Origin of the sequence: Microbacterium sp. KUDC0406, assembly GCF_021582875.1 — a bacterium.
Taxonomy (GTDB): Bacteria; Actinomycetota; Actinomycetes; order Actinomycetales; family Microbacteriaceae; genus Microbacterium.
In genome coordinates this window covers 1,633,595-1,652,654 of sequence record NZ_CP091138.1, presented here as the reverse complement: position 1 = coordinate 1,652,654, position 19,060 = coordinate 1,633,595, and the positions used below count along the sequence as shown (strand labels likewise).

Below are 19,060 nucleotides of genomic sequence, written 5' to 3'. Positions count from 1 at the left end.
CCCCGAGATGGCCACGGACACCGCAGGCAAGGTGCCGGCGATCGCTCACGCGGTCCGCGCGACCGAGGAGAGCACCGGACTCACGTTCGACGTGTGCGTCGACCTCGATGCGACCAGCCCACTGCGCACCCTCGACGACATCCGCACGGCGGTGCGGATGTTCGAGGACGGAACCGCGGACTCGTTGATCACCGGCGCGGAGGCGCGTCGGAACCCGTATTTCAATCTCGTCGAGGAGCAGCCCGACGGAACGGTCGCGGTCAGCAAGAAGCCCGACGATGCGGTGCTGCGACGGCAGGACGCCCCGCGGTGCTTCGACATGAACGGGTCGATCTACGTCTGGCGGCGTGGGGCGCTGCTGGACGACCAAGTGGTCTTCTTCCCCTCCACGATCCTCTACGAGATGCCGGCCGAGCGGTCCATAGACGTGGACAGCGAGTTCGACTTCCGGATCGTCGAGTGGCTCATGGGGCAGCGGGAGGATCTGTGAGCACAGGCACGGGCGACATCGACGCCAGGACCTCGGCGACGATGCGGACGTTCCTCGATCTCGAGGACAGAGCTCCCGACGTCCTGCTCGACGTGCTTCCGGGCATGACGGTGCCGTTCTGGGCACGGGCCAGGATGCAGATGTTCTGGGCGATGTCCGCGCAGCAGACGGGCAGCGTGGAGGTGTCCTCGGCGAGCGAGTGGACCCGTGCGAAGGAGCTCAAGCGCGTTGCGAGAGGGTTCCTTCCCAGTGGATGGGATGCGGTCCGCCGGGCACGACCCCATGAAGTGTGCTTCTACGTCGCGGGCGGCACGCTCGCCGCCGAGGACGGGCTGGCGCGCAACTGGCTGGTCGACGACTTCGCCGCGGCTGCGCCCGATGCGGTCGTCGTCCAGGTCAGGCCGCTGCCGTCCGCTCTCGGACGGCCCGTCTTCCGTCCGACGCTGAGCATGGAGCCTGCCATCGCGCGGGCCCGGTGGCGGGCGAGGGGCAGCTCGCTGCCGTCGGGGTTCAGCGCCGAGATGGATCGGCTGTTCTCCGAGTTCGCACGCCTGCTGGAGGTGCCCGCCGAGACGTTCTCCCGGATCGGAGCGGGAGTCGTCCGAGAAGAGCAGCAGCGCCCACATCAGCGCGCGGAGCTGGAACGGATGCTCGAACGCATGCGTCCGCGCATCGTGTTCTACGACAACGGCTCCTACACCTATCACGGAGAGACGGTAGGGCTCTTCAAGGACGCCGGGGCCTATGTGGTCGAGCCGCAGCACGGGTGGATCGGCCCGTCGCACGCCGCATACAACTACGGACGCGCGTTCGACGCGCCGGAGCTGAGGCGGACGCTGCCGGACGAGGTGCTGACCTTCGGAACGTTCTGGTCGGACTCGATCCGTCACCCGGGGCAGGTGACAGCGATCGGCAAGCCGCATCTGGAGAGGCAGATCGCGGCTGCCTCCGGTGCGCGTCCGCAGCAGATCCTCGTCGTCTCGTCGCGTGCTGAACCGGAGAAGACCGACGAGTTCGTGATCGGGCTCCGTGCCGCGCTCGGAGCCGAGTGGTCGATCTTGTTCCGGCCGCACCCCGGTGAGCGAGCCGCGACGAACAGCAGATACCCCCGCATCTCCGCCGCTGCGGGGGTGATGATCGACGAGGCCCCCGACGTCTACGAGTCACTCAAGCAATCGGCCGTCGTCATCGGTGTGGCCAGTACGGTCCTCTTTGAGGCAAGCGCGTTCGGGTGCGAGGTCATCGCCCGGGACAGCGCCTTCGCGGAGAACGTCATCGGCGATGCGTTCGGCGTACGGATCGGCGATGCGTCGGAGGCGGCTGCGCGCGTGCGCACACTGCCGGAGCGGAACACCTCGACGGCCTCGTCCGAACCCGACATCTGGGCTCCGAACCCGCGCGAGAGGTTCGCATCCTGGCTGGACGCGCGTCTCTCGGGCTCTCAGAACGGTGCCATAGGATGATGACGTCCGCGACGGCACCGGTCGTCGCCGCCGAGTGAGTGGGACCGTGACCGACACCCGAGAACTTTTCGCCGTCGTCCCGCGCTCCGAATTCGACATCCCGGGCCAGAGCCACGGACTGATCGATGTGGTGCGCTGGCGCTATCTGCTGCGCCTCCTGGTGCGCACCGGTGTGACCACCCGGTACCGCAACTCCGTGCTGGGGTGGACCTGGTCGTACGTGCGTCCCGCTGCGCAGTTCCTGGTGTTCTGGGTGGTGCTCGGACTGTTCCTCAATATGAACAGGGTCCCGAACTACGCGGTGTACCTGTTCTCGGGCATCGTCATGATCAACCTCTTCTCGGAGGGGTTCAAGAACGCGACGACCTCGATCGTGGGCAATGCTCCGTTGGTCCGCAAGGTGTTCCTCCCGCGTCAGCTGTTCGCGGTGTCGGCGATCATCGTCGCCTTCGTGCACTTTCTGCCCCAGGTCGGCCTGCTGCTGCTGGTCTGCCTGCTCATGGGCTGGATCACGCATGTGCCACTGCTCGCGATCGGTGCGATCTTCGCCGGGATGATCATCGTCATGCTGTTCTCGCTCGGACTCGGTCTGTTCTTCGGCGCCCTGAACGTGCGCTACCGCGACGCCGAGAACATCGTCGAGCTCATGCTGCTGCTCGCGACCTGGGCGTCTCCGGTGCTGTATTCCTGGACGATGGTGCAGACCGCCGTCGTCGACAAGCTGCACTGGCCGTCCTGGGTCGTCGAGCTGTACATGCTCAATCCGATCACCCAGGGGGTCGAGCTGTTCCACTACGCCTTCTGGCGCCCTGCATCCGTGGGGCTGGACGGGATGATCCCGTTGCCTCCCGGTCTGGCATGGAACACTCTCTGGACCTTCCTGATCGCGGTGATCACCCTGCTGCTCGGGCAGCTCGTCTTCCGCCGCCTCGAGGGAAGGTTCGCCCAGGATCTATGAGCGCTCAGACGGCTGTGAAGCCCAGCATCATCATCGACGGCGTCCGCAAGACGTTCCTGCTCAATCACGCGTTCTCGCTGAAGGACACCGTGGTGGCGTGGATCCGGCGCCGCAAGACGACCAGCGTCTTCGAGGCGCTCAAGGGCATCGATCTCGTGATCGGCGAGGGCGAATCCGTCGCCGTCCTCGGGATGAACGGCTCCGGCAAGTCCACTCTCCTCAAGCTGGTCTCGGGGGTCATGGAACCGGACGACGGGCAGGTGCTCACCCGCGGTCGCGTCGCCGGGCTGATCGAAGTGGGCGCGGGATTCCACCCCGAACTCTCCGGCCGCGAGAACGTGTTCCTGAACGCCGCGATCCTCGGCATGAAGCGCCATGAGATCGAAGCGCGGTACGACGAGATCGTCGCGTTCAGCGAGATCGAGCAGTTCATCGACCAGGAGGTGAAGCACTATTCCTCGGGCATGTTCATGCGCCTCGCCTTCTCGGTCGCGATCCACGTCGAGCTCGACGTGCTGCTGGTCGACGAGATCCTCTCGGTCGGCGACGCCCCCTTCCGGGAGAAGTGCCGACTGAAGTTCGAGGAGCTCATCGCGGCGGGTAAGACCCTGGTGGTCGTCAGCCACGACATGGAGATGGTGCGCCAGCTGTGCACCCGCGGCGTGGTGATCTCGAAGGGCGAGGTCGTCTACGACGGCGGCGTCGAGGGGGCGATCGAGCTGGTGGACGCATGATCGGCGCCTGGATGCTGCAGACCCCGGTGCTCCTCACCGCGCTGTTCGTCGTGTTCGTACCCGGCGTGCTCGCGATGCTCGCCGCGGGCCTGCGCGGACTTGCGCTCCTCGCCTTCGCCCCGGTCTTCTCCGTCGCCTCGACAGCGGTCCTCGCGCTGATCTTCGGCATGATCGGCGTGCCATGGTCGCCACTGAGCTGGGGCGTCGGCAGCCTCGCGGTGATTCTGCTCGCCGCCGCGCTGGGATGGATGCTCGGGAACCGGATGCCGACGCGGACCAGGGAGCCGCATCGATGGCTGCTCCCCGTCGCCCTCGCCGCCGGTGTCCTGTTCTCCGCCTGGCGGCTGATCGGCTACATCCACGATCCGGCGGGGATCTCGCAGACCAACGACGACGTGTTCCACCTGAACGCGGTGCGGTACATCCTGGAGACCGCCGACGCCTCGTCACTGCACGTCAATGCGGTGATCGGGGGCCACAGCTTCTACCCGGCCGCCTGGCACGGCGTCGTCTCACTGATCGTGATGATGAGCGGCACGACCATCCCGGTGGCCGCGAACATCCTGACTCTGGTGATCGGCGCCGTGATGTGGCCGCTCGGGATCGCCTGGCTCGCGCGTGTCCTCACAGGCTCTGCGACCGTCACCGCGTACGCGGCGGTGCTCTCAGGGGCGCTGCAGACCTTCCCGCTGCTGATGTTCCAGTGGGGTGTGCTGTTCCCGAACGCCCTGTCGACCGCGCTCATCCCGGCGGGTGTCGCACTGGTGGCCTCTCTGCCAGTCTTGCGCGGGGGCAGAGGGGTGTGGCGGGATGCCGCGCGGGGCGCGCTGCTCGTCCTGGTCGCGGCGGGGTCTCTGCTGCTCTCCCAGCCTGCGGCGTTCCTTCCCTGGGCCGCCATCAGCCTGGTGTGGCTGACATTCCGTATGCTCCGCGCCGGTGCCCCCGTCGGCCGAGGATGGGCGATCGCTGTGCTGGTCGGGATCTGGGTCGTCTTCGGCGGCGTCTGGTGGTATCTCGCCCAGGGCACGAGCGGCTCGCACTGGCCGCCGTTCCGCGGGAAGAGCGCCGCCGTCGTCGACGTGCTGCTCAACGGTCAGGTCGGCATCCCCTTCGCCTTCGGCGTGAGCACACTCATGATCGTCGGCCTCATCGTCGCCGTGCGCCGTGCGCCGCTGCGCTGGTTCGCCGTCTCCTGGCTGGGCGTCTCGGCGCTGTACGTGCTCGTCGCCTCGGCGGGTCGGGACGTCTTCCGCATCGACATCCTCGGCGCCTGGTACGCCGACCCGTACCGGATAGCCGCGCTGGCCCCCGTGGTGGTCATCCCGCTCGCGGCGCTTGGCGCCGACGCGATCGTCCGCGGTGCAGCACGCCTGCTCAAGAAGGACGCTGACGGCGCGCGATGGGCGGTCCTCGGGTTGGTCGCGACGACCGTGTTCATGCTCGTCGTCGTTCTGCTCCGCCCCGTGGCGATGCCGAACTTCCGCACCGGCGGGTTCGACGACGAGTCCCGGTACGACGTGACCGCGGAGAGCTACCTCAGCATCGATGAGCGGGCGCTGCTCGAGAAGCTCGACGAGTACGTCGAGCCCGGTGCGAGGGTGATCGGCAATCCGAGCACGGGCATGGGATTCGGGTACTTCTTCAGCGGAGTCGACGTGTATCCGCGCACCTGGGCTCCGCCGTCGAGCGGTCCCTGGCAGGTGCTCGCGGAGGGACTGCGGGACGGGGCCACCGATCCTGCTGTGTGCGAGGCGCTGCGCGCCTACGGTGATCCGGCGTACGTGCTCGACTTCGGCCCAGGGGAGGACGAGCCGGGGCGATACATCATGCCCGGCATGACGGACTTCGCCGGCCAGCCTGGCTTCGAGCGCGTTACCGGGGTGGGGGACGCGTCGCTGTGGCGGATCACGGCGTGCGCTCAGTGAGCTCTTCGGCCGGATGGCTAGGATCAGAGTCGATGCGTCCGGTTGATCAGTCTGTTCTCGTCGCCATCCCGGCGCTGAACGAGGAGGATTCCGTCGCGGACGTGGTCCGCGCGGTGCGCCGTGCTCTTCCGGGGAGCAGCTGTGTCGTGATCGACGACGGCTCCAGCGATGCGACGGCCGACCGCGCGAGGGCGGCCGGGGCCACCGTGCTGTCCCTGCCGTTCAACCTGGGCGTGGGCGGCGCGATGCGGGCGGCATTCCGCTTCGCCAGGACTCGCGGCTTCGACGTCGTGGTGCAGGTCGACGCCGACGGACAGCACGACCCTGTGCAGATCCCTGAGCTGATACGTGCGCTGGACAGCGCCGACCTCGTCATCGGGGCGCGCTTCGCCGGAATCGGCGACTACGGAGTGCGCGGACCGCGGCGCTGGGCCATGCGTATCCTCGCCACGGTGCTCAGCAGAGTCGCGAAGACGCGTCTGACAGACGTCACGAGCGGCTTCAAGGCGGCGGGCCCGCGCGCTGTGGCGCTGTTCGCCGACAACTTCCCGGCGGAGTATCTCGGCGACACCGTCGAGGCCCTCGTGATCGCCGCGCGCTCCGGCATGACCGTGCGCCAGGTGCCCGTCGTGATGCGGGAACGCCAGGCCGGCGCGCCGTCGCACCGTCCGGTCCGGGCGGCCGTGTACCTCGTCCGCGCCTGCGCCGCCTTCGGGCTGGCCATGATCAGGCCGAGAACCGGATCGGAGGCATGATGCTCAACCCGATCACCTATGCGTTCGGCATCGTCGCGGCAGTGCTCGCGCTGATCGCCATCATCGAGCTCATGCGGCGCGGTACGCTGCGCGAGCGGCATGCCGTGTGGTGGTTCGTCGGAGGGATCCTCGCGCTGATCATCGCCGTGTTCCCGCAGACGCTCGGCTGGGCTGCCTCGCTGCTCGGGATCGTCGTACCGGTCAACCTCGTCTTCTTCGTCGCCATCGGCCTGCTGTTCCTCGTGAGCCTGCAGTACGGCGCGGAGCTCACCCGGATCGAGGAGAAGCTCCGGGCGCTCGCCGAGCAGTCGGCCTTCCAAGCCGAGCGGCTGCGCGTGCTCGAGCAGCGTGCCGCCGAGGACGACTCCGTCGGTCCGTCCGGTGATCCCGAGGGCGGGCGATGACCTCCCGGGTCCTGATCGCTTCCCGGCTCTTCCCGCCGGAGGTCAGCGCCGGGGCGTTCCGCCTCGGCGCCCTCGCGCGGGCGCTGGTGCGCAGCGGAGACGCGGTGCGTGTGCTCACAACGGTGCCGCCGGCGCATGCACCGGGCCTGGCCGATCCCGTCGGCGTGCGAGTGGACCGCAGAGCGGTGCTGCGGGACAGCGGCGGCAACGTACGGGGATACCTGCAGTACGCCAGCTTCGACGTGCCGTTGGCGTTCCGGCTGATCCGCGGGCGCTACGACGTCGCCGTCGCGGAGTCACCGCCGACGACGGCTCTCGTGGTCTGGGCGATGTCGGCCCTGAAGCGTCGGCCTGTCGTGTATTACGCTGCGGACGTCTGGACGGACGGCGTCATCTCGATGGGAGCGGCGGCTCCCGTGGTGTGGGCGATGCGCGCCATGGAGCGCTTCGTGCTCGCCCGCTCCGCCCGGATCATCTCGGTCTCGTCCGAGGTGACGGAACGGCTGGAGGCGCTGGGCGCCGATCCTGCACGTATCGCCACGGTGGGCAACGGCATCGACACATCGGTCTTCTCTCCGGAGGTTCCCCTGCCCGAGGCTGCCGACGATTACTTCGTCTACACAGGAACGATGTCGGAGTGGCAGCGCCCGTCGGTGTTCATCGAGGCACTCGCCCTCATCGCCGAGGAGTCGGACGTGAAGATCCGCTTCTTCGGGCAGGGCAGCGTCGAGGCCGAGCTGAGGGAGCTGGCGGAGCGGATCGTGCCGGGACGTGTCGAGTTCGGCGGCGTGGTCAGCCCTGCGGAGTCCGCTCGGTGGATCCGTGGCGCGGCCGGAGCATTGGTCAGCATCGTCCCGGGCATCGGGTACGACTTCGCCAAGCCGACGAAGACCTATGCGGCCGCCGCCGTCGGAACCCCGGTGCTGTTCGCCGGGGCCGCCGCCGGCGGAGACCTGGTTCGACAGGCCGGGTTGGGATGCGCGGTCGAGTTTCGTGCGGAGGCGGTGGCCGAAGGCATGCGGCAACTGCTTGGTGAGCGCGCTTCGGGGCTGTCGGAGCAGCGCCGCATGGAGCGCGCGGAGTGGGCGCGGAAGTCCGTCTCGCTCGACGCCGTCGCGGATCGCGTGGCCGCGGTGATCCACGATGCGGCCTACGGTCGTTGAGCTGTCGCTCACGCACCGGACGATAGAATCAGTGCCAGATCTCGGTCCCGCATCCGGCGGTGCCATCACGAGGAGCGTTCAGTGACCACCCCTTCCCGCGTGCGCATCGTCGAGTCCGCCGATGTCTCCGCAGACGCCGCCGTCGGCGACGGCTCATCCATCTGGCACCTCGCGCAGGTGCGCGAGCAAGCGCAGCTCGGCGAGAACTGCATCATCGGACGCGGCGCCTACATCGGTCCCGGCGTCGTACTGGGCGACAACTGCAAGGTGCAGAACTACGCGCTGGTGTACGAGCCCGCCCGGCTCGGCGACGGCGTCTTCATCGGCCCGGCTGTGGTTCTGACCAACGACACGTACCCGCGGGCCATCAACCCGGACGGCACGCTCAAGAGCGCGCACGACTGGGAACCCGTCGGCGTGATCATCGAGAAGGGTGCAGCGATCGGCGCCCGCGCCACCTGTGTGGCCCCGGTCACGATCGGCGCCTGGGCGACCGTCGCCGCCGGCTCGGTCGTCGTCAAGGACGTGCCCGCCCACGCGCTGGTCGCCGGCGTCCCGGCGAAGCGCATCGGATGGGTCGGCGAGGCCGGCGTGCCGCTGACCGCCGGTGAAGGGGCCGGAAGCTGGATCTGCCCGCAGAGCGGTGACCGCTATGCGGAGAACGACGGAGTCCTGACGAAGGAGAGCGCATGAGCGAGTTCATTCCCCGGCGAAGCCGATCATCGGTGATGAGGAGCGTGAGGCTGTCGATCGGGTGCTGCGCAGTGGCATGGTCGCGCAGGGCCCTGAGGTCGCTGCTTTCGAGAGCGAGTTCTCTGCACATTTCGTGCAGGGTCGTCCTGCTGTGGCGGTGAACAGTGGCACCGCGGGACTGCACCTCGGCCTGCTGGCCGCCGATGTCGGCCCGGGTGATGAGGTCATCGTGCCGTCGTTCACGTTCGCCGCGACGGGTAACTCGGTCGCGCTGACCGGTGCGACGCCGGTGTTCGTCGACATCGAGCCGGAGACGTTCTCGCTCGACCCCGCGGCGGTGGCCGCGGCGATCACGACGAAGACGAAGGGCGTCCTGCCGGTTCACCTGTACGGGCACCCGGCCCGGATGCGGGAGCTGGAGGCCGTGGCGGCCGAGCGGGACGTGGCGCTGTACGAGGATGCGGCGCAGGCTCATGGCGCGTCGCTGGACGGGCGTCCGGTGGGCACGTTCGGGCAGTTCGCGATGTTCAGCCTGTATCCGACGAAGAACATGACCAGCGGCGAGGGCGGCATGGTGTCGGCGGCGGACGACGAGATCGCCCGGATGCTGAAGCTGCTGCGCAACCAGGGCATGGAGCGTCAGTACGAGAACGAGGTCGTCGGGTTCAACGCTCGCATGACGGACATCCACGCGGCCATCGGGCGGGTGCAGCTGACGAAGGTGGATGCCTGGACCGCGCAGCGCCAGCAGAACGCCGCCTTCCTCGACGCCAACCTGCAGGGAGTCGTCGTGCCGCCGGTCGCGGAGGGGGCGGTGCACGTGTACCACCAGTACACGGTCCGTGTTCCGGAGGACCGGGATGGATTCGTCGCCGCGCTGAAGGCCGAGCACAATGTAGGTGCGGGGTGTACTACCCGATCCCGAATCATCGGCTGCCCTCACTGGCGCCGTACGCACCGGGTCTGGACCTGCCCGAGACCGAGCGCGCGGCACGCGAGGTCGTCTCGCTGCCGGTGCATCCGTCGCTGTCGCAGGACGACCTGGACCGCATCGTCGCTGCGGTGAACGCCGTCGCGGGGGCGGGGGCCTGATGGCTCTGCGGGCCGGTCTGCTCGGCGTCGGGATGATGGGCCGCCACCATGCGCGGGTGCTGCGCGAGGTGGACGGGGTGGAGCTGGTCGCGATCGCCGATCCGGGCGGCGACCCGCACGGCGTCGCCGGTGACCTGCGCATCCTGCCCGACATCGACGCGCTGATCGGCGAGGGCATCGACCTCGCGGTCGTCGCCGTGCCGACCCGGTTCCACGAGGACGCTGCGCTGAAGCTGGCCGCAGCCGGGGTGCACACGCTGGTCGAGAAGCCGATCGCGCACAGCCTTGAGGCGGGTCAGCGCATGGTCGACGCGTTCGCGGACGCCGGTCTGGTCGGCGCAGTCGGACACATCGAGCGGTTCAACCCGGCGCTGCAGGAGCTGCGACGCCGCATCGAGGCCGGGGAGCTCGGCGCGGTCTATCAGGTCGCGACCCGCCGGCAGGGGCCTTTCCCCGCCCGCATCGCCGACGTCGGTGTGGCCAAGGACCTCGCCTCGCACGACGTGGACCTGACCGCGTGGGTGGTCCAGTCCGACTACGAGCGGGTGTTCGCGCAGACCGCGTTCAAGTCCGGCCGCGAGCACGAGGACATGATCACGATCACCGGCCGCACCGCGTCGGGTGTGATCGTGAACAACATCGTGAACTGGCTCTCGCCGATGAAGGAGCGGGTCACGGTCGTGACGGGGAGAAGGGCGCATTCGTCGCGGACACCTCCACCGGCGACCTGACCTTCTACGCGAACGGCACCATCCCGCTGGAGTGGGAATCCGTCTCCAGCTTCCGCGGCGTGTCCGAGGGCGACGTCACCCGCTACGCATTCGCCAAGCGCGAGCCGCTGCGCGTCGAGCACGAGGCGTTCCGCGACGCCGTGCTCGGGCAGAAGACCGACGTCGTCACGATGGAGCAGGGACAGCGCACCCTCGCCGTCGTCGAGGCCGCCCTCGACTCCGCCCGCACCGGCGATTCCGTGCGCCTCTGATTCATGCGTGAGATCTTTCGCACTCTTCGACGGCTGCTACCGATGCTTCCGGCGTCCGCAGGCAGATTCCTGCTCGTGTTCGGCGTCGTGTCCGCGGTGCTCGCGATCATCGATGTCACAGCTCTGATGCTGCTCGCCCTCACGCTTGCGGGAACAGTGGCCGGCGAGGGTGCGTCCCTGCCGGTGATCGGAACGATTCCGCAGGACCGCCTGGTCTGGCTGATCCTCATCCTGGCAGCCGTGGTCATCGCCAAGTCCGCGGCGAACGTCTGGCTGCAGTGGATAGCCACGCGGCGTTTCGCCAGCTACGAGCTCGCCGTCGGCCAGGAGCTGTTCGGCGCCTATATCCGGTCGTCCTGGACCGATCGGATCTCCCGCAACAGCGCGCAGATCGTGGCGATGACCGACAGCGCGATCGCGAACGTCGTGGCCGGCTTCCTGCTGCCCGTCACGACCTTGCCCGGTCTGCTGGTCACCTCGGTCGGGGTCGTCGCCGTCATCGTCGTGGCCCAGCCGATCACCGCACTCATCACAATCGTGTACCTCGGCGGCATCGCGCTGCTCCAGTACTTCGTGCTGAGTGGCAAGACACGGCAGGCCGCCAGAGTCGCACGTGACTCCTCACTGCGCGTGGCCGCGCTGATCTCTGGGATGATCGCCTCGCTCAAAGAGATCACCCTCCGCGACAAGGCGGATGAGGTGACCAGGGTGGTGGGTGAGACGCGCTCGCGAACGTCGCAGGCGCGCGCGAACTCGAGCTTCCTCGCAGCCGTCCCTCGCTTCGTCTTCGACGCTGCGATCATCGGCGGGTTCATCGTCGTCGGCGGTGGCGCCTACCTCACCAACGGCGGCGACATGAACGCGACGATCTCGGCCGTCGCCGTGTTCGGTGTCGCCGGATTCCGCCTGGTGCCCTCGCTCACAGGGTTCCAGACGGTGCTGACGCGCACGACGACGGCCGCACCGTACGTCGAACTCGTCATCGCCGACGTCGAGGAGTCGAAGAAGTACCACGCCGATCGCGAGAAGCTCGGGCACGATCCGCTGCCGCAGGATCCGCAGGCGCTTCGCCTCGAGGAGGTCAGTTTCGCCTTCCCCGGCAGCGCCGTCGCAGCGGTGCGCGACGTCTCACTCGACATTCCGCTCGGCAGCACCGTCGGCATTGCGGGCGCATCTGGCGCGGGCAAGTCGACGCTCGTCGACCTGCTGCTGGGGCTGCTCACGCCGACCGCGGGGACCATCCGCATCGACGACCGGCCCCTGGGCGACGTGCTGAGGGCATGGCGGACTCATGTCGGCTACGTCCCCCAGGAGGTGACCCTCTTCGACGGCACGATCGCGCAGAACATCGCGCTCACCTGGAGCGACGACTACGACAGGATCCGCGTCGAGGAGGCCGCTCGCCGCGCCCAGCTGTGGAGCGTCATCGAGAGCCGGGCCGACGGCCTCGACACCCGGGTGGGCGAGCGCGGCCTGAGCCTGTCGGGCGGTCAGCGGCAACGGCTGGGCATCGCGCGAGCCCTCTACAACGATCCGCTGGTGCTCGTCCTCGACGAGGCGACCAGTGCCCTCGACACGAAGACGGAGGCGGATGTCGCCGAGGCGATCCGAGAACTCCGCGGCGACGTGACGGTCATCGCTGTCGCCCATCGCCTCAGCACTATCCGTGAGTACGATCAGATCGTCTTCATGCAGGATGGCACCATCGGTGCGCAGGGGACGTTCGACGAGGTCGTGGCATCCAACCCGGCGTTCGCCGCCCAGGCACGACTGGCAGGGCTGGCGTGAACGTCGTTGTCGTGACGACGGCGGGGGCGATCCCTCTGGAGCCGCTCGGTGCACTCCCCGAAGGTGTGCAGATCCGGTTCGTGACAGTCGCGGAGGACGCGCGCGCCAGGCAGGACGCCGTCGTCGTCGAACTGCCGCACGGCGTCGGGGGCCGGCTGGGCGATCGCATCAGTGCGCTGCTGCAGGGCGGCGCCGCGCAGCGGATGATCCTCCGCGCGTCGCCGCTCGACCGCGGCGCCCGCTTCTGGCGCGCCGTGCGAGCGGACGGGCGAATCGATCCGTTCCTCCACGACGCGGATCTGCTCGTCGCGGGGGACCGCGACGCGAATTATGCGACCTGGCAGCTCGCGCGACGAGCGACCGTACCCGCGGTCGCCGGTTATGCCGCGGCGACGAAGGAGTTGCAGGGGAGGGCCGCCGGATGAGACCGCACCTGCTGTACACCGCGTGGAGCTTCCCGCCGAGCCGCGCGGGCGGCGTGTACCGCGCGCTCGCGACGGTGAACGCCTTCGCCGCCGACGGATGGGACGTGACCGTGCTGACGGTCCCGCGCGAGATCTTCGAGTCCAGCACCGGTGTGGACGCGTCTCTCGAGGAGCAGCTGGCGTCCGGTGTGCGAGTGCTGCGCGTCGACCCCGGTTCGACCGCCCACCTCAGCGATCTGCACCGCTGGAGTCGTTTCCGAGCGCGCAATATCGAGATGTGGCGCGGCGTCGAACGGATGCGGGATCTCCTGCGTTTCCCCGAGCTGACCTACGGCCGGTGGCGGCCGCGTCTCGAGAGGGCTGCGGCAGCGGTGCACGCTCAGCGGCCCGTCGACCTGGCGATCGGCACGGCCAACCCAAACGTCGATTTCACAGCGGGCGCCCACCTGTCGCGTCGCTTCGGCGTCCCGTACGTGATGGACTACCGCGACGCCTGGGGACTCGACGTGTTCACCGGCGAGGCACTCGGCAGCCTGGTGCCGGGGCGGGCCAGGACGGAGCGGCGGCTACTGGCCGGCGCGGCCGAGATATGGTTCGTGAACGAACCGATCCGCGCCTGGCATGCGCAGAATTTCGGTCTCGCGGAGCGGATGCACGTCGTCGCGAACGGCTACGACGAGTACGAGGTGCCACTCGCGGTTCCGGTGCGCCCCGGCCGAGATGAAGGCGTGGTGTTCGGATACATCGGGACCATGTCGGACCAGGTGCCCGTCGAGCCGCTTGTGAGGGCGTGGCGCCTGGCCAGGGAGCGCGGCACGATCGCTGCGGCGGACCGGCTGGTGATCCACGGATACGTGGGGCACTCCGGCACAGGGACGGCGGCGGATGCGCTGGCTGAAGCGGCCGGCGACGGTGTGATCTTCCGCGGCCCGGTCAGCAAGTCCCGCATCGGCGAGACGTACGCCGGCTTCGACGCGCTGGTCCTCGCGCTGGGCACCGGAAAGTACGTCACGAGCGGCAAGGTCTACGAGTACGCGGCCACCGGCATCCCGATCGTGTCGGTGCACGATCCCGGGAATGCGGCGACCGACGTCGTGCGGGATGCTCCCGGCTGGGTCGGCACCCGGTCGCTGGCTCCGGAGGACATCGCCGACGCGCTGATCGCCATGGCGGGGATCGCCGCCCGCCAGACGCCTGAGGAGCGGGCCGCAGCGCAGCAGTGGGGCGCGCAGTTCGCCCGCCGCGCACAGCTGGTTCCTCGCATCGACGCGCTGCGCGGACTGGTGGAGGGTGCCGCATGACACGGATCGCCCTGACCAAGGGGTCACTGCGGATCCCGCCGACCTACTTCGCGGTGCAGCACGCGATGGCGCTCTCGGATCAGTTCGACTTCGCATTCTTCTCGATGGCGACCCAGATCACCGACCCAGAGGTCTCACGAGCCATCCGCATCAACGACGCCTCGACCGGCACGCCCTTCGCGGAGGGCCGACGCACCTGGTCCCAGCGCGAGAGAGCGCTGCCGCTGCTGTTCGGGCGCATGCGGCGCGACATCCGGCGATGGGAGCCGGCCGTCGTGCACCAGCACTTCGCGAACTGGTCGCAGCCCGCCGGTCGCGGCGGCGCGGAGATCGGGGATTCCTCTGCTGCTCACCGTGCACGGCGCCGATGTGTATGTGCCGTTGACGCCGCTGTCGGAGCGCAACGTCCTCGGACGTCCGACGCTGCGCTGGCATCAGCGGACCGTGCGCAGCGCGTTCGACGCGTCGACCCGGATCCTCGCGGTCAGCGAGTACCTCGCAGGAAAGGCCGTCGAAGCCGGGGCGGATCCGGGACGCGTCGTCGTGCACTATCAGGGGATAGACACGGATCTCTACAGCCCGGCCACTGCCGGCATGCGGGACGCACCACCCCGGGTGGTGTTCGTCGGCGCACTGTCGCAGGCGAAGGGGATCCGGGACCTCCTCGAGGCCTCCGTTTCTCTGGCGGCCACTGTGCCGCACGGACTCGTGATCGTCGGAGACGGTCCGCTGCGAGGCGAGGCGGAGGCCGCGGCACGAGAGCACATGCACATCGACGTCCGCGGACCGCAGGATCGCGCAGGCGTCCACGCCGCGCTGTCGGGGGCGACGGTCTTCGTCCTGCCGACCCAGCGGTCTGGCCGCTGGCGCGAGGCGGCCGGCCTGGTCTCACTGGAGGCGCAGGCGTCCGGCGTCCCCGCGATCGTGTACGACTCGGGCGGGGCGTCGGAGATGCTGCAGGACGGCAGCACCGGCCTTGTGGTCGCGGAGCGGGACGTGCCCGCGCTGGCCGATGCGATCCGGTCCGTTCTCACTCTGCCGGACACCGAGTGGCGGGCGATGAGCGGCAGGGCCCGCGAGTTCGTGGTCGAGAGCCGGAGCCTGCGCGCCAGCGCCCGCGAGCTCGCCGGCCACTACCACGATCTGATCGAAGGACGCGCATGAGCCGCCCCCGCATTCTCTGCATCTCGTTCTCCGACGTCCGCAGTGATGCCCGCGTGCTCCGGCAGCTAGAGGTGCTCGCGCGCCATGGTGACGTGACGACGCTGTGCTACGGGGATCGGCCGGAGGTCGCAACGGACCATCTCGAGATCGACCGCGCCCTGCCTTCGCTGCCGCAGACTCCGATCGGGGTGGCGAAGCTCGCCCTGCGGCGATTCGCTTCGGTTGCGCTGGATGCGCCGGCGGTGAAGGCGGCACGTGAACTGCTGGGGGAGCGGGAGTTCGACATCGTCGTGGCCAACGAGGCACGGTCACTGCCGCTGGCCTTCGAGGTGGCCGGCTCGCCGAGGATATGGTGCGATCTGCACGAGTGGGCGCCTGCCGAGCGCACGCACGTGCTGTCCTGGCGGCTCCTGGTGGCACCTTTCATGCATTGGGTGTGCCAACAGTACCTCCCGCGAGTGGATGCCGCCACGACGATCAACGTGTCGATCGCCGAGATGTACGAGGAGCAGTTCGGCTTACTGCCTGAGATTGTCCGCAACGCCCGTCCGTTCGTCCCCGGACTCGCGCCCACCCCAGTGGCCGAGGGGCTGATCCGGCTGGTGCACAGCGGTGGGGCCGTGCCCGGACGGAACATCGAGGCGATCATCGACGCCGTCGACCGCCTCGGCGACGGCTACTCCCTCGACCTCTTCCTGATCCCGTCGAGGCAGGGCGACGCCTACTGGCAGAGTCTCGTGGAGCAGATCGAGCGCTCCCCGCGCACCACCCTCCACCCGCCCGTCGCACCTGACGACCTCCCCGCAGCGCTCAATCCGTACGATCTGGGGATCTTCCTCCTGCCCCCGCACACCCCGAACCACCGGCTGATGCTGCCGAACAAATTCTTCGACTTCGTCCAGGCACGGCTGGGGATGGTGTACGGCACCTCCGTCGAGACGGACAGACTGATCACCGAGCACGGACTCGGCGTCATCACCCCCGGCTACTCCGCTGATGACCTCGTCGATGCGCTGCGGGGAACGACGCCGGAGCAGGTCTGGGGATACAAGCAGGCAGCGGACCGCATCGCCGAGCAGATGTCCTCCGATGTCGACATCGCGGTGGAGGAGGGCATCCTTCGTCGGTTGATCGCATGAGCGCCCCGTCCTGAGGGATCTGCCTCGCGTCTGGGCGATCCGATCCGCATACCCGGCTTTGCTCAGCAACCTGGACTCAGCGCCCACGTGCATTCCGCAACATCATCCGCACGATGCGTGTCGAGAATCCGGCGCGATGTGCCGCATGCCCCGACTGGCAGGAGCCGCAGGAGGGAACCATAGGATTGAACGCGTGAAGATCGTCAGCGTCGTGGGCGCGCGCCCGCAGTTCGTCAAGCTCGCTCCCATCCACAAGGCCGCGCTCGCCGCCGGCGTCGAGCACGTGATCGTGCACACCGGCCAGCACTACGACCCGATGCTCTCGGACGTCTTCTTCGAGGACCTCGGCATCGGTACACCCGACGTTCACCTGGGCGTCGGCAGCGGTTCGCACGGCGTGCAGACCGGCGCGATGCTCGCCGCCCTCGACGGCGTGTTCGACGAGCACCGCCCCGACTGGGTGCTCGTCTACGGCGACACCAACTCGACCGTCGCCGCCGCGCTCAGCGCCGTGAAGATGCACATCCCCGTGGCGCACCTCGAGGCGGGGCTCCGCAGCTTCAACCGACGGATGCCCGAGGAGCACAACCGGGTGATGACAGATCACGCTGCCGATCTGCTGCTCGCGCCGACCCAGGTCGCCGTCGACCATCTCTCGACCGAAGGCCTCGCCGAGCGCACCGTGCTGGTCGGCGACGTCATGACCGATGTGCTGTACGAGGTGCGCGATCAGGTCGGCTCCGCGCCGTCCGCGCTTCTCGAGGAACTCGGCCTCGACGCCGGTGGTTACTATCTGGCCACGATCCACCGCGCCGAGAACACCGACGACCCGGCTCGCCTCGCCGACATCGCCGCCGCGCTCGGCGGACTCGACCGGCCGGTGGTGCTGCTCGCGCACCCTCGCGTAGTCGCCAAGGCTGCCACCCACGGCATCGAGCTGAACCAGGGCACGCTCATCGCGCATGCGCCGCTGGCCTACCCCGACCTGATCGCCGCCGCGCTGTCCAGCGCCGGCGTGGTGACCGACTCCGGCGGTCTGCAGAAGGAGGCCTTCCTGCTGCGCGTGCCGTGCACGACCGTCCGCACCGAGACCGAATGGGTGGAGACGGTCGAGCTCGGCTGGAATGTGCTCGCCAACACCGCCGAGGAGATCGCGGCCGGCGTGACCCGCCCGCGCCCGGCCGACACGGAAGCTGCCCCATATGGCGACGGCCACGCCGCGGAGCGCGTCGTGGAGGTGCTGATGCACGCGGGCGCCGGAACGCGCCCGTAGACTGGAGCCCATGCGTATCGCCGTCGTGGCCCTCGGAAAGATCGGGCTTCCTCTCGCCGTCCAGTTCGCCTCTTCCGGTCATGACGTCATCGGCGTCGATGTCAATCAGAGGGCCGTCGACACGATCAACTCCGGCGTCGAGCCGTTCCCAGGCGAGGCGCACCTGCAGGAGAAGCTCGCCGAGCTGATCCCTGCCGGACGCCTGCGCGCCACCACCGACTACGCCGAGGCCATCCCCGGTGCGGATGCCGTGGTGCTCGTCGCCCCCGTGTTCGTGGACGACGAGACCTGGGAGCCGGACTTCAAGTACATGGACTCCGCGACGCGTTCGCTCGCCGAGCACCTGACCCCGGGAACGCTGGTCTCGTACGAGACCACGTTGCCTGTGGGCACCACCCGCACCCGCTGGAAGCCGATGCTGGAGGAGGGCTCCGGGCTCACCGAGGGCGTCGACTTCCATGTCGTGTACTCGCCCGAGCGCGTGCTCACCGGTCGTGTTTTCGCCGACCTGCGCAAGTACCCCAAGCTCATCGGCGCGCTCTCCGATGAGGGTACGCGTCGGGCTCGTGAGTTCTACGAGGCGGTGCTGCAGTTCGACGAGCGTCCCGACCTCAACCAGCCGAACGGCGTGTGGGACCTCGGCTCGACCGAGGCATCCGAGATGGCCAAGCTCGCCGAGACGACCTACCGTGACGTGAACATCGGCCTCGCGAACCAGTTCGGCGTCTTCGCTGCGAACCACGGGATCGACGTGTACAAGGTGATCGAGGCGTGCAACTCGCAGCCCTACAGCCACATCCACCGTCCCGGCATCGCCGTCGGCGGGCACTGCATCCCGGTGTATCCGCGACTGTACCTCTCGACCGATCCTGATGCGGACATCGTCCGCGTGGCGCGGCAGTTCAACGCCTCGATGCCGGAGCGACTCGTCGCGCAGGCCGCGGGGGTGCTGGGCGATCTGACCGGCCGCCGTGCGGTCGTGCTCGGCGCTGCGTACCGTGGGGGTGTGAAGGAGACCGCGTTCTCCGGGGTCTTCCCGACCGTCGCGGCACTGAAGCAGCGCGGTGCCGAGGTGTTCGTACACGACCCGCTGTACACCGATGACGAGCTGCGCGGACTCGGGTTCGAGCCGTTCGCGATCGGGGATGCCGCCGAGCTCGCGGTCCTGCAGACCGATCACGCCGACTACAAGACCATGTCTCCGGCGCAGATCCCCGGGATCAAGCTGCTCGTGGACGGCCGCAATGCCACGGATGCCGCGCTCTGGGCCGGAACCCCGCGCATCGTCGTCGGTGCCGCGGCCTGACGCCT

At 68.8% G+C, this 19,060-nt stretch carries 16 protein-coding genes and 3 pseudogenes; 18 read left to right on the top strand and 1 reads right to left on the bottom strand.

All coding sequences use genetic code 11. The features are described 5' to 3' along the window. Positions 1 to 7 precede the first annotated feature (7 nt). The 14 genes and pseudogenes from L2X99_RS08330 (at position 8) to L2X99_RS08265 (ending at position 14,173) form a co-directional block, all read left to right on the top strand. A complete protein-coding gene (locus L2X99_RS08330) occupies positions 8 to 490 on the top strand; it encodes an acylneuraminate cytidylyltransferase family protein (RefSeq protein WP_236135846.1) in 483 nt (160 codons plus the stop codon). Beyond that, positions 487 to 1,953: an alpha-2,8-polysialyltransferase family protein gene (locus L2X99_RS08325; protein ID WP_236135845.1), complete on the top strand. Its 1,467-nt coding sequence runs from the start codon at positions 487 to 489 to the stop codon at positions 1,951 to 1,953. Before L2X99_RS08330 ends, L2X99_RS08325 begins: the two co-directional genes overlap by 4 nt. A 46-nt stretch (positions 1,954 to 1,999) precedes the next feature. Next, positions 2,000 to 2,911: an ABC transporter permease gene (locus tag L2X99_RS08320; protein WP_236135844.1), complete on the top strand. Its 912-nt coding sequence runs from the start codon at positions 2,000 to 2,002 to the stop codon at positions 2,909 to 2,911. After that, entirely contained in the window at positions 2,812 to 3,645 is an 834-nt protein-coding gene (locus L2X99_RS08315) for an ABC transporter ATP-binding protein (protein ID WP_442923504.1), read from the top strand. The genes L2X99_RS08320 and L2X99_RS08315 overlap by 100 nt, the downstream gene beginning before the upstream one ends. Continuing rightward, positions 3,642 to 5,570, top strand: a complete 1,929-nt coding sequence (locus L2X99_RS08310; protein WP_236135843.1) for a DUF6541 family protein — start codon at positions 3,642 to 3,644, stop codon at positions 5,568 to 5,570. The genes L2X99_RS08315 and L2X99_RS08310 overlap by 4 nt, the downstream gene beginning before the upstream one ends. Positions 5,571 to 5,602: 32 nt before the next feature. Beyond that, positions 5,603 to 6,325 (top strand): glycosyltransferase family 2 protein, encoded by a 723-nt coding sequence (locus L2X99_RS08305; RefSeq protein WP_236124111.1) that lies wholly within the window; start codon positions 5,603 to 5,605, stop codon positions 6,323 to 6,325. Then, positions 6,322 to 6,729, top strand: a complete 408-nt coding sequence (locus L2X99_RS08300) for a DUF2304 domain-containing protein (RefSeq protein ID WP_236135842.1) — start codon at positions 6,322 to 6,324, stop codon at positions 6,727 to 6,729. Before L2X99_RS08305 ends, L2X99_RS08300 begins: the two co-directional genes overlap by 4 nt. Next, positions 6,726 to 7,892 carry a glycosyltransferase family 4 protein gene (locus L2X99_RS08295; RefSeq protein ID WP_236124115.1) on the top strand — a complete coding sequence of 389 codons (1,167 nt, stop codon included), beginning with the start codon at positions 6,726 to 6,728 and terminating at the stop codon, positions 7,890 to 7,892. Before L2X99_RS08300 ends, L2X99_RS08295 begins: the two co-directional genes overlap by 4 nt. A gap of 81 nt (positions 7,893 to 7,973) precedes the next feature. Further along, entirely contained in the window at positions 7,974 to 8,585 is a 612-nt protein-coding gene (locus tag L2X99_RS08290; RefSeq protein WP_236124117.1) for an acyltransferase, read from the top strand. Between the two features lie 25 nt (positions 8,586 to 8,610). Further along, positions 8,611 to 9,677 (top strand): annotated as a pseudogene (locus L2X99_RS08285) (DegT/DnrJ/EryC1/StrS family aminotransferase). Further along, a pseudogene (locus L2X99_RS08280) lies at positions 9,674 to 10,659 on the top strand (Gfo/Idh/MocA family oxidoreductase). The pseudogenes L2X99_RS08285 and L2X99_RS08280 overlap by 4 nt, the downstream one beginning before the upstream one ends. Before the next feature lie 42 nt (positions 10,660 to 10,701). Beyond that, positions 10,702 to 12,447 carry an ABC transporter ATP-binding protein gene (locus L2X99_RS08275; RefSeq protein WP_236124119.1) on the top strand — a complete coding sequence of 582 codons (1,746 nt, stop codon included), beginning with the start codon at positions 10,702 to 10,704 and terminating at the stop codon, positions 12,445 to 12,447. After that, positions 12,444 to 12,872 (top strand): hypothetical protein, encoded by a 429-nt coding sequence (locus L2X99_RS08270; protein ID WP_236124120.1) that lies wholly within the window; start codon positions 12,444 to 12,446, stop codon positions 12,870 to 12,872. The genes L2X99_RS08275 and L2X99_RS08270 overlap by 4 nt, the downstream gene beginning before the upstream one ends. Next, complete coding sequence (locus tag L2X99_RS08265) at positions 12,869 to 14,173, top strand: glycosyltransferase (RefSeq protein ID WP_236124121.1); 1,305 nt, start codon at positions 12,869 to 12,871, stop codon at positions 14,171 to 14,173. The genes L2X99_RS08270 and L2X99_RS08265 overlap by 4 nt, the downstream gene beginning before the upstream one ends. A 79-nt stretch (positions 14,174 to 14,252) precedes the next feature. Here the strand turns inward: L2X99_RS08265 and L2X99_RS08260 are convergent, their stop codons facing one another. Continuing rightward, entirely contained in the window at positions 14,253 to 14,426 is a 174-nt protein-coding gene (locus L2X99_RS08260; RefSeq protein ID WP_236135841.1) for a hypothetical protein, read from the bottom strand. 74 nt (positions 14,427 to 14,500) lie between these two features. Between L2X99_RS08260 and L2X99_RS08255 the strand changes: the two are divergent. The 4 genes and pseudogenes from L2X99_RS08255 to L2X99_RS08240 all read left to right on the top strand — a co-directional run. After that, a pseudogene (locus L2X99_RS08255) lies at positions 14,501 to 15,337 on the top strand (glycosyltransferase); the annotation flags it as partial. After that, positions 15,334 to 16,476: a hypothetical protein gene (locus L2X99_RS08250; RefSeq protein ID WP_236135839.1), complete on the top strand. Its 1,143-nt coding sequence runs from the start codon at positions 15,334 to 15,336 to the stop codon at positions 16,474 to 16,476. The pseudogene L2X99_RS08255 and the gene L2X99_RS08250, both read left to right, overlap by 4 nt. Before the next feature lie 193 nt (positions 16,477 to 16,669). Beyond that, entirely contained in the window at positions 16,670 to 17,749 is a 1,080-nt protein-coding gene (gene wecB, locus L2X99_RS08245; RefSeq protein WP_236124125.1) for a non-hydrolyzing UDP-N-acetylglucosamine 2-epimerase, read from the top strand. A gap of 10 nt (positions 17,750 to 17,759) precedes the next feature. Continuing rightward, complete coding sequence (locus tag L2X99_RS08240) at positions 17,760 to 19,055, top strand: nucleotide sugar dehydrogenase (RefSeq protein WP_236135838.1); 1,296 nt, start codon at positions 17,760 to 17,762, stop codon at positions 19,053 to 19,055. Positions 19,056 to 19,060 lie beyond the last annotated feature (5 nt).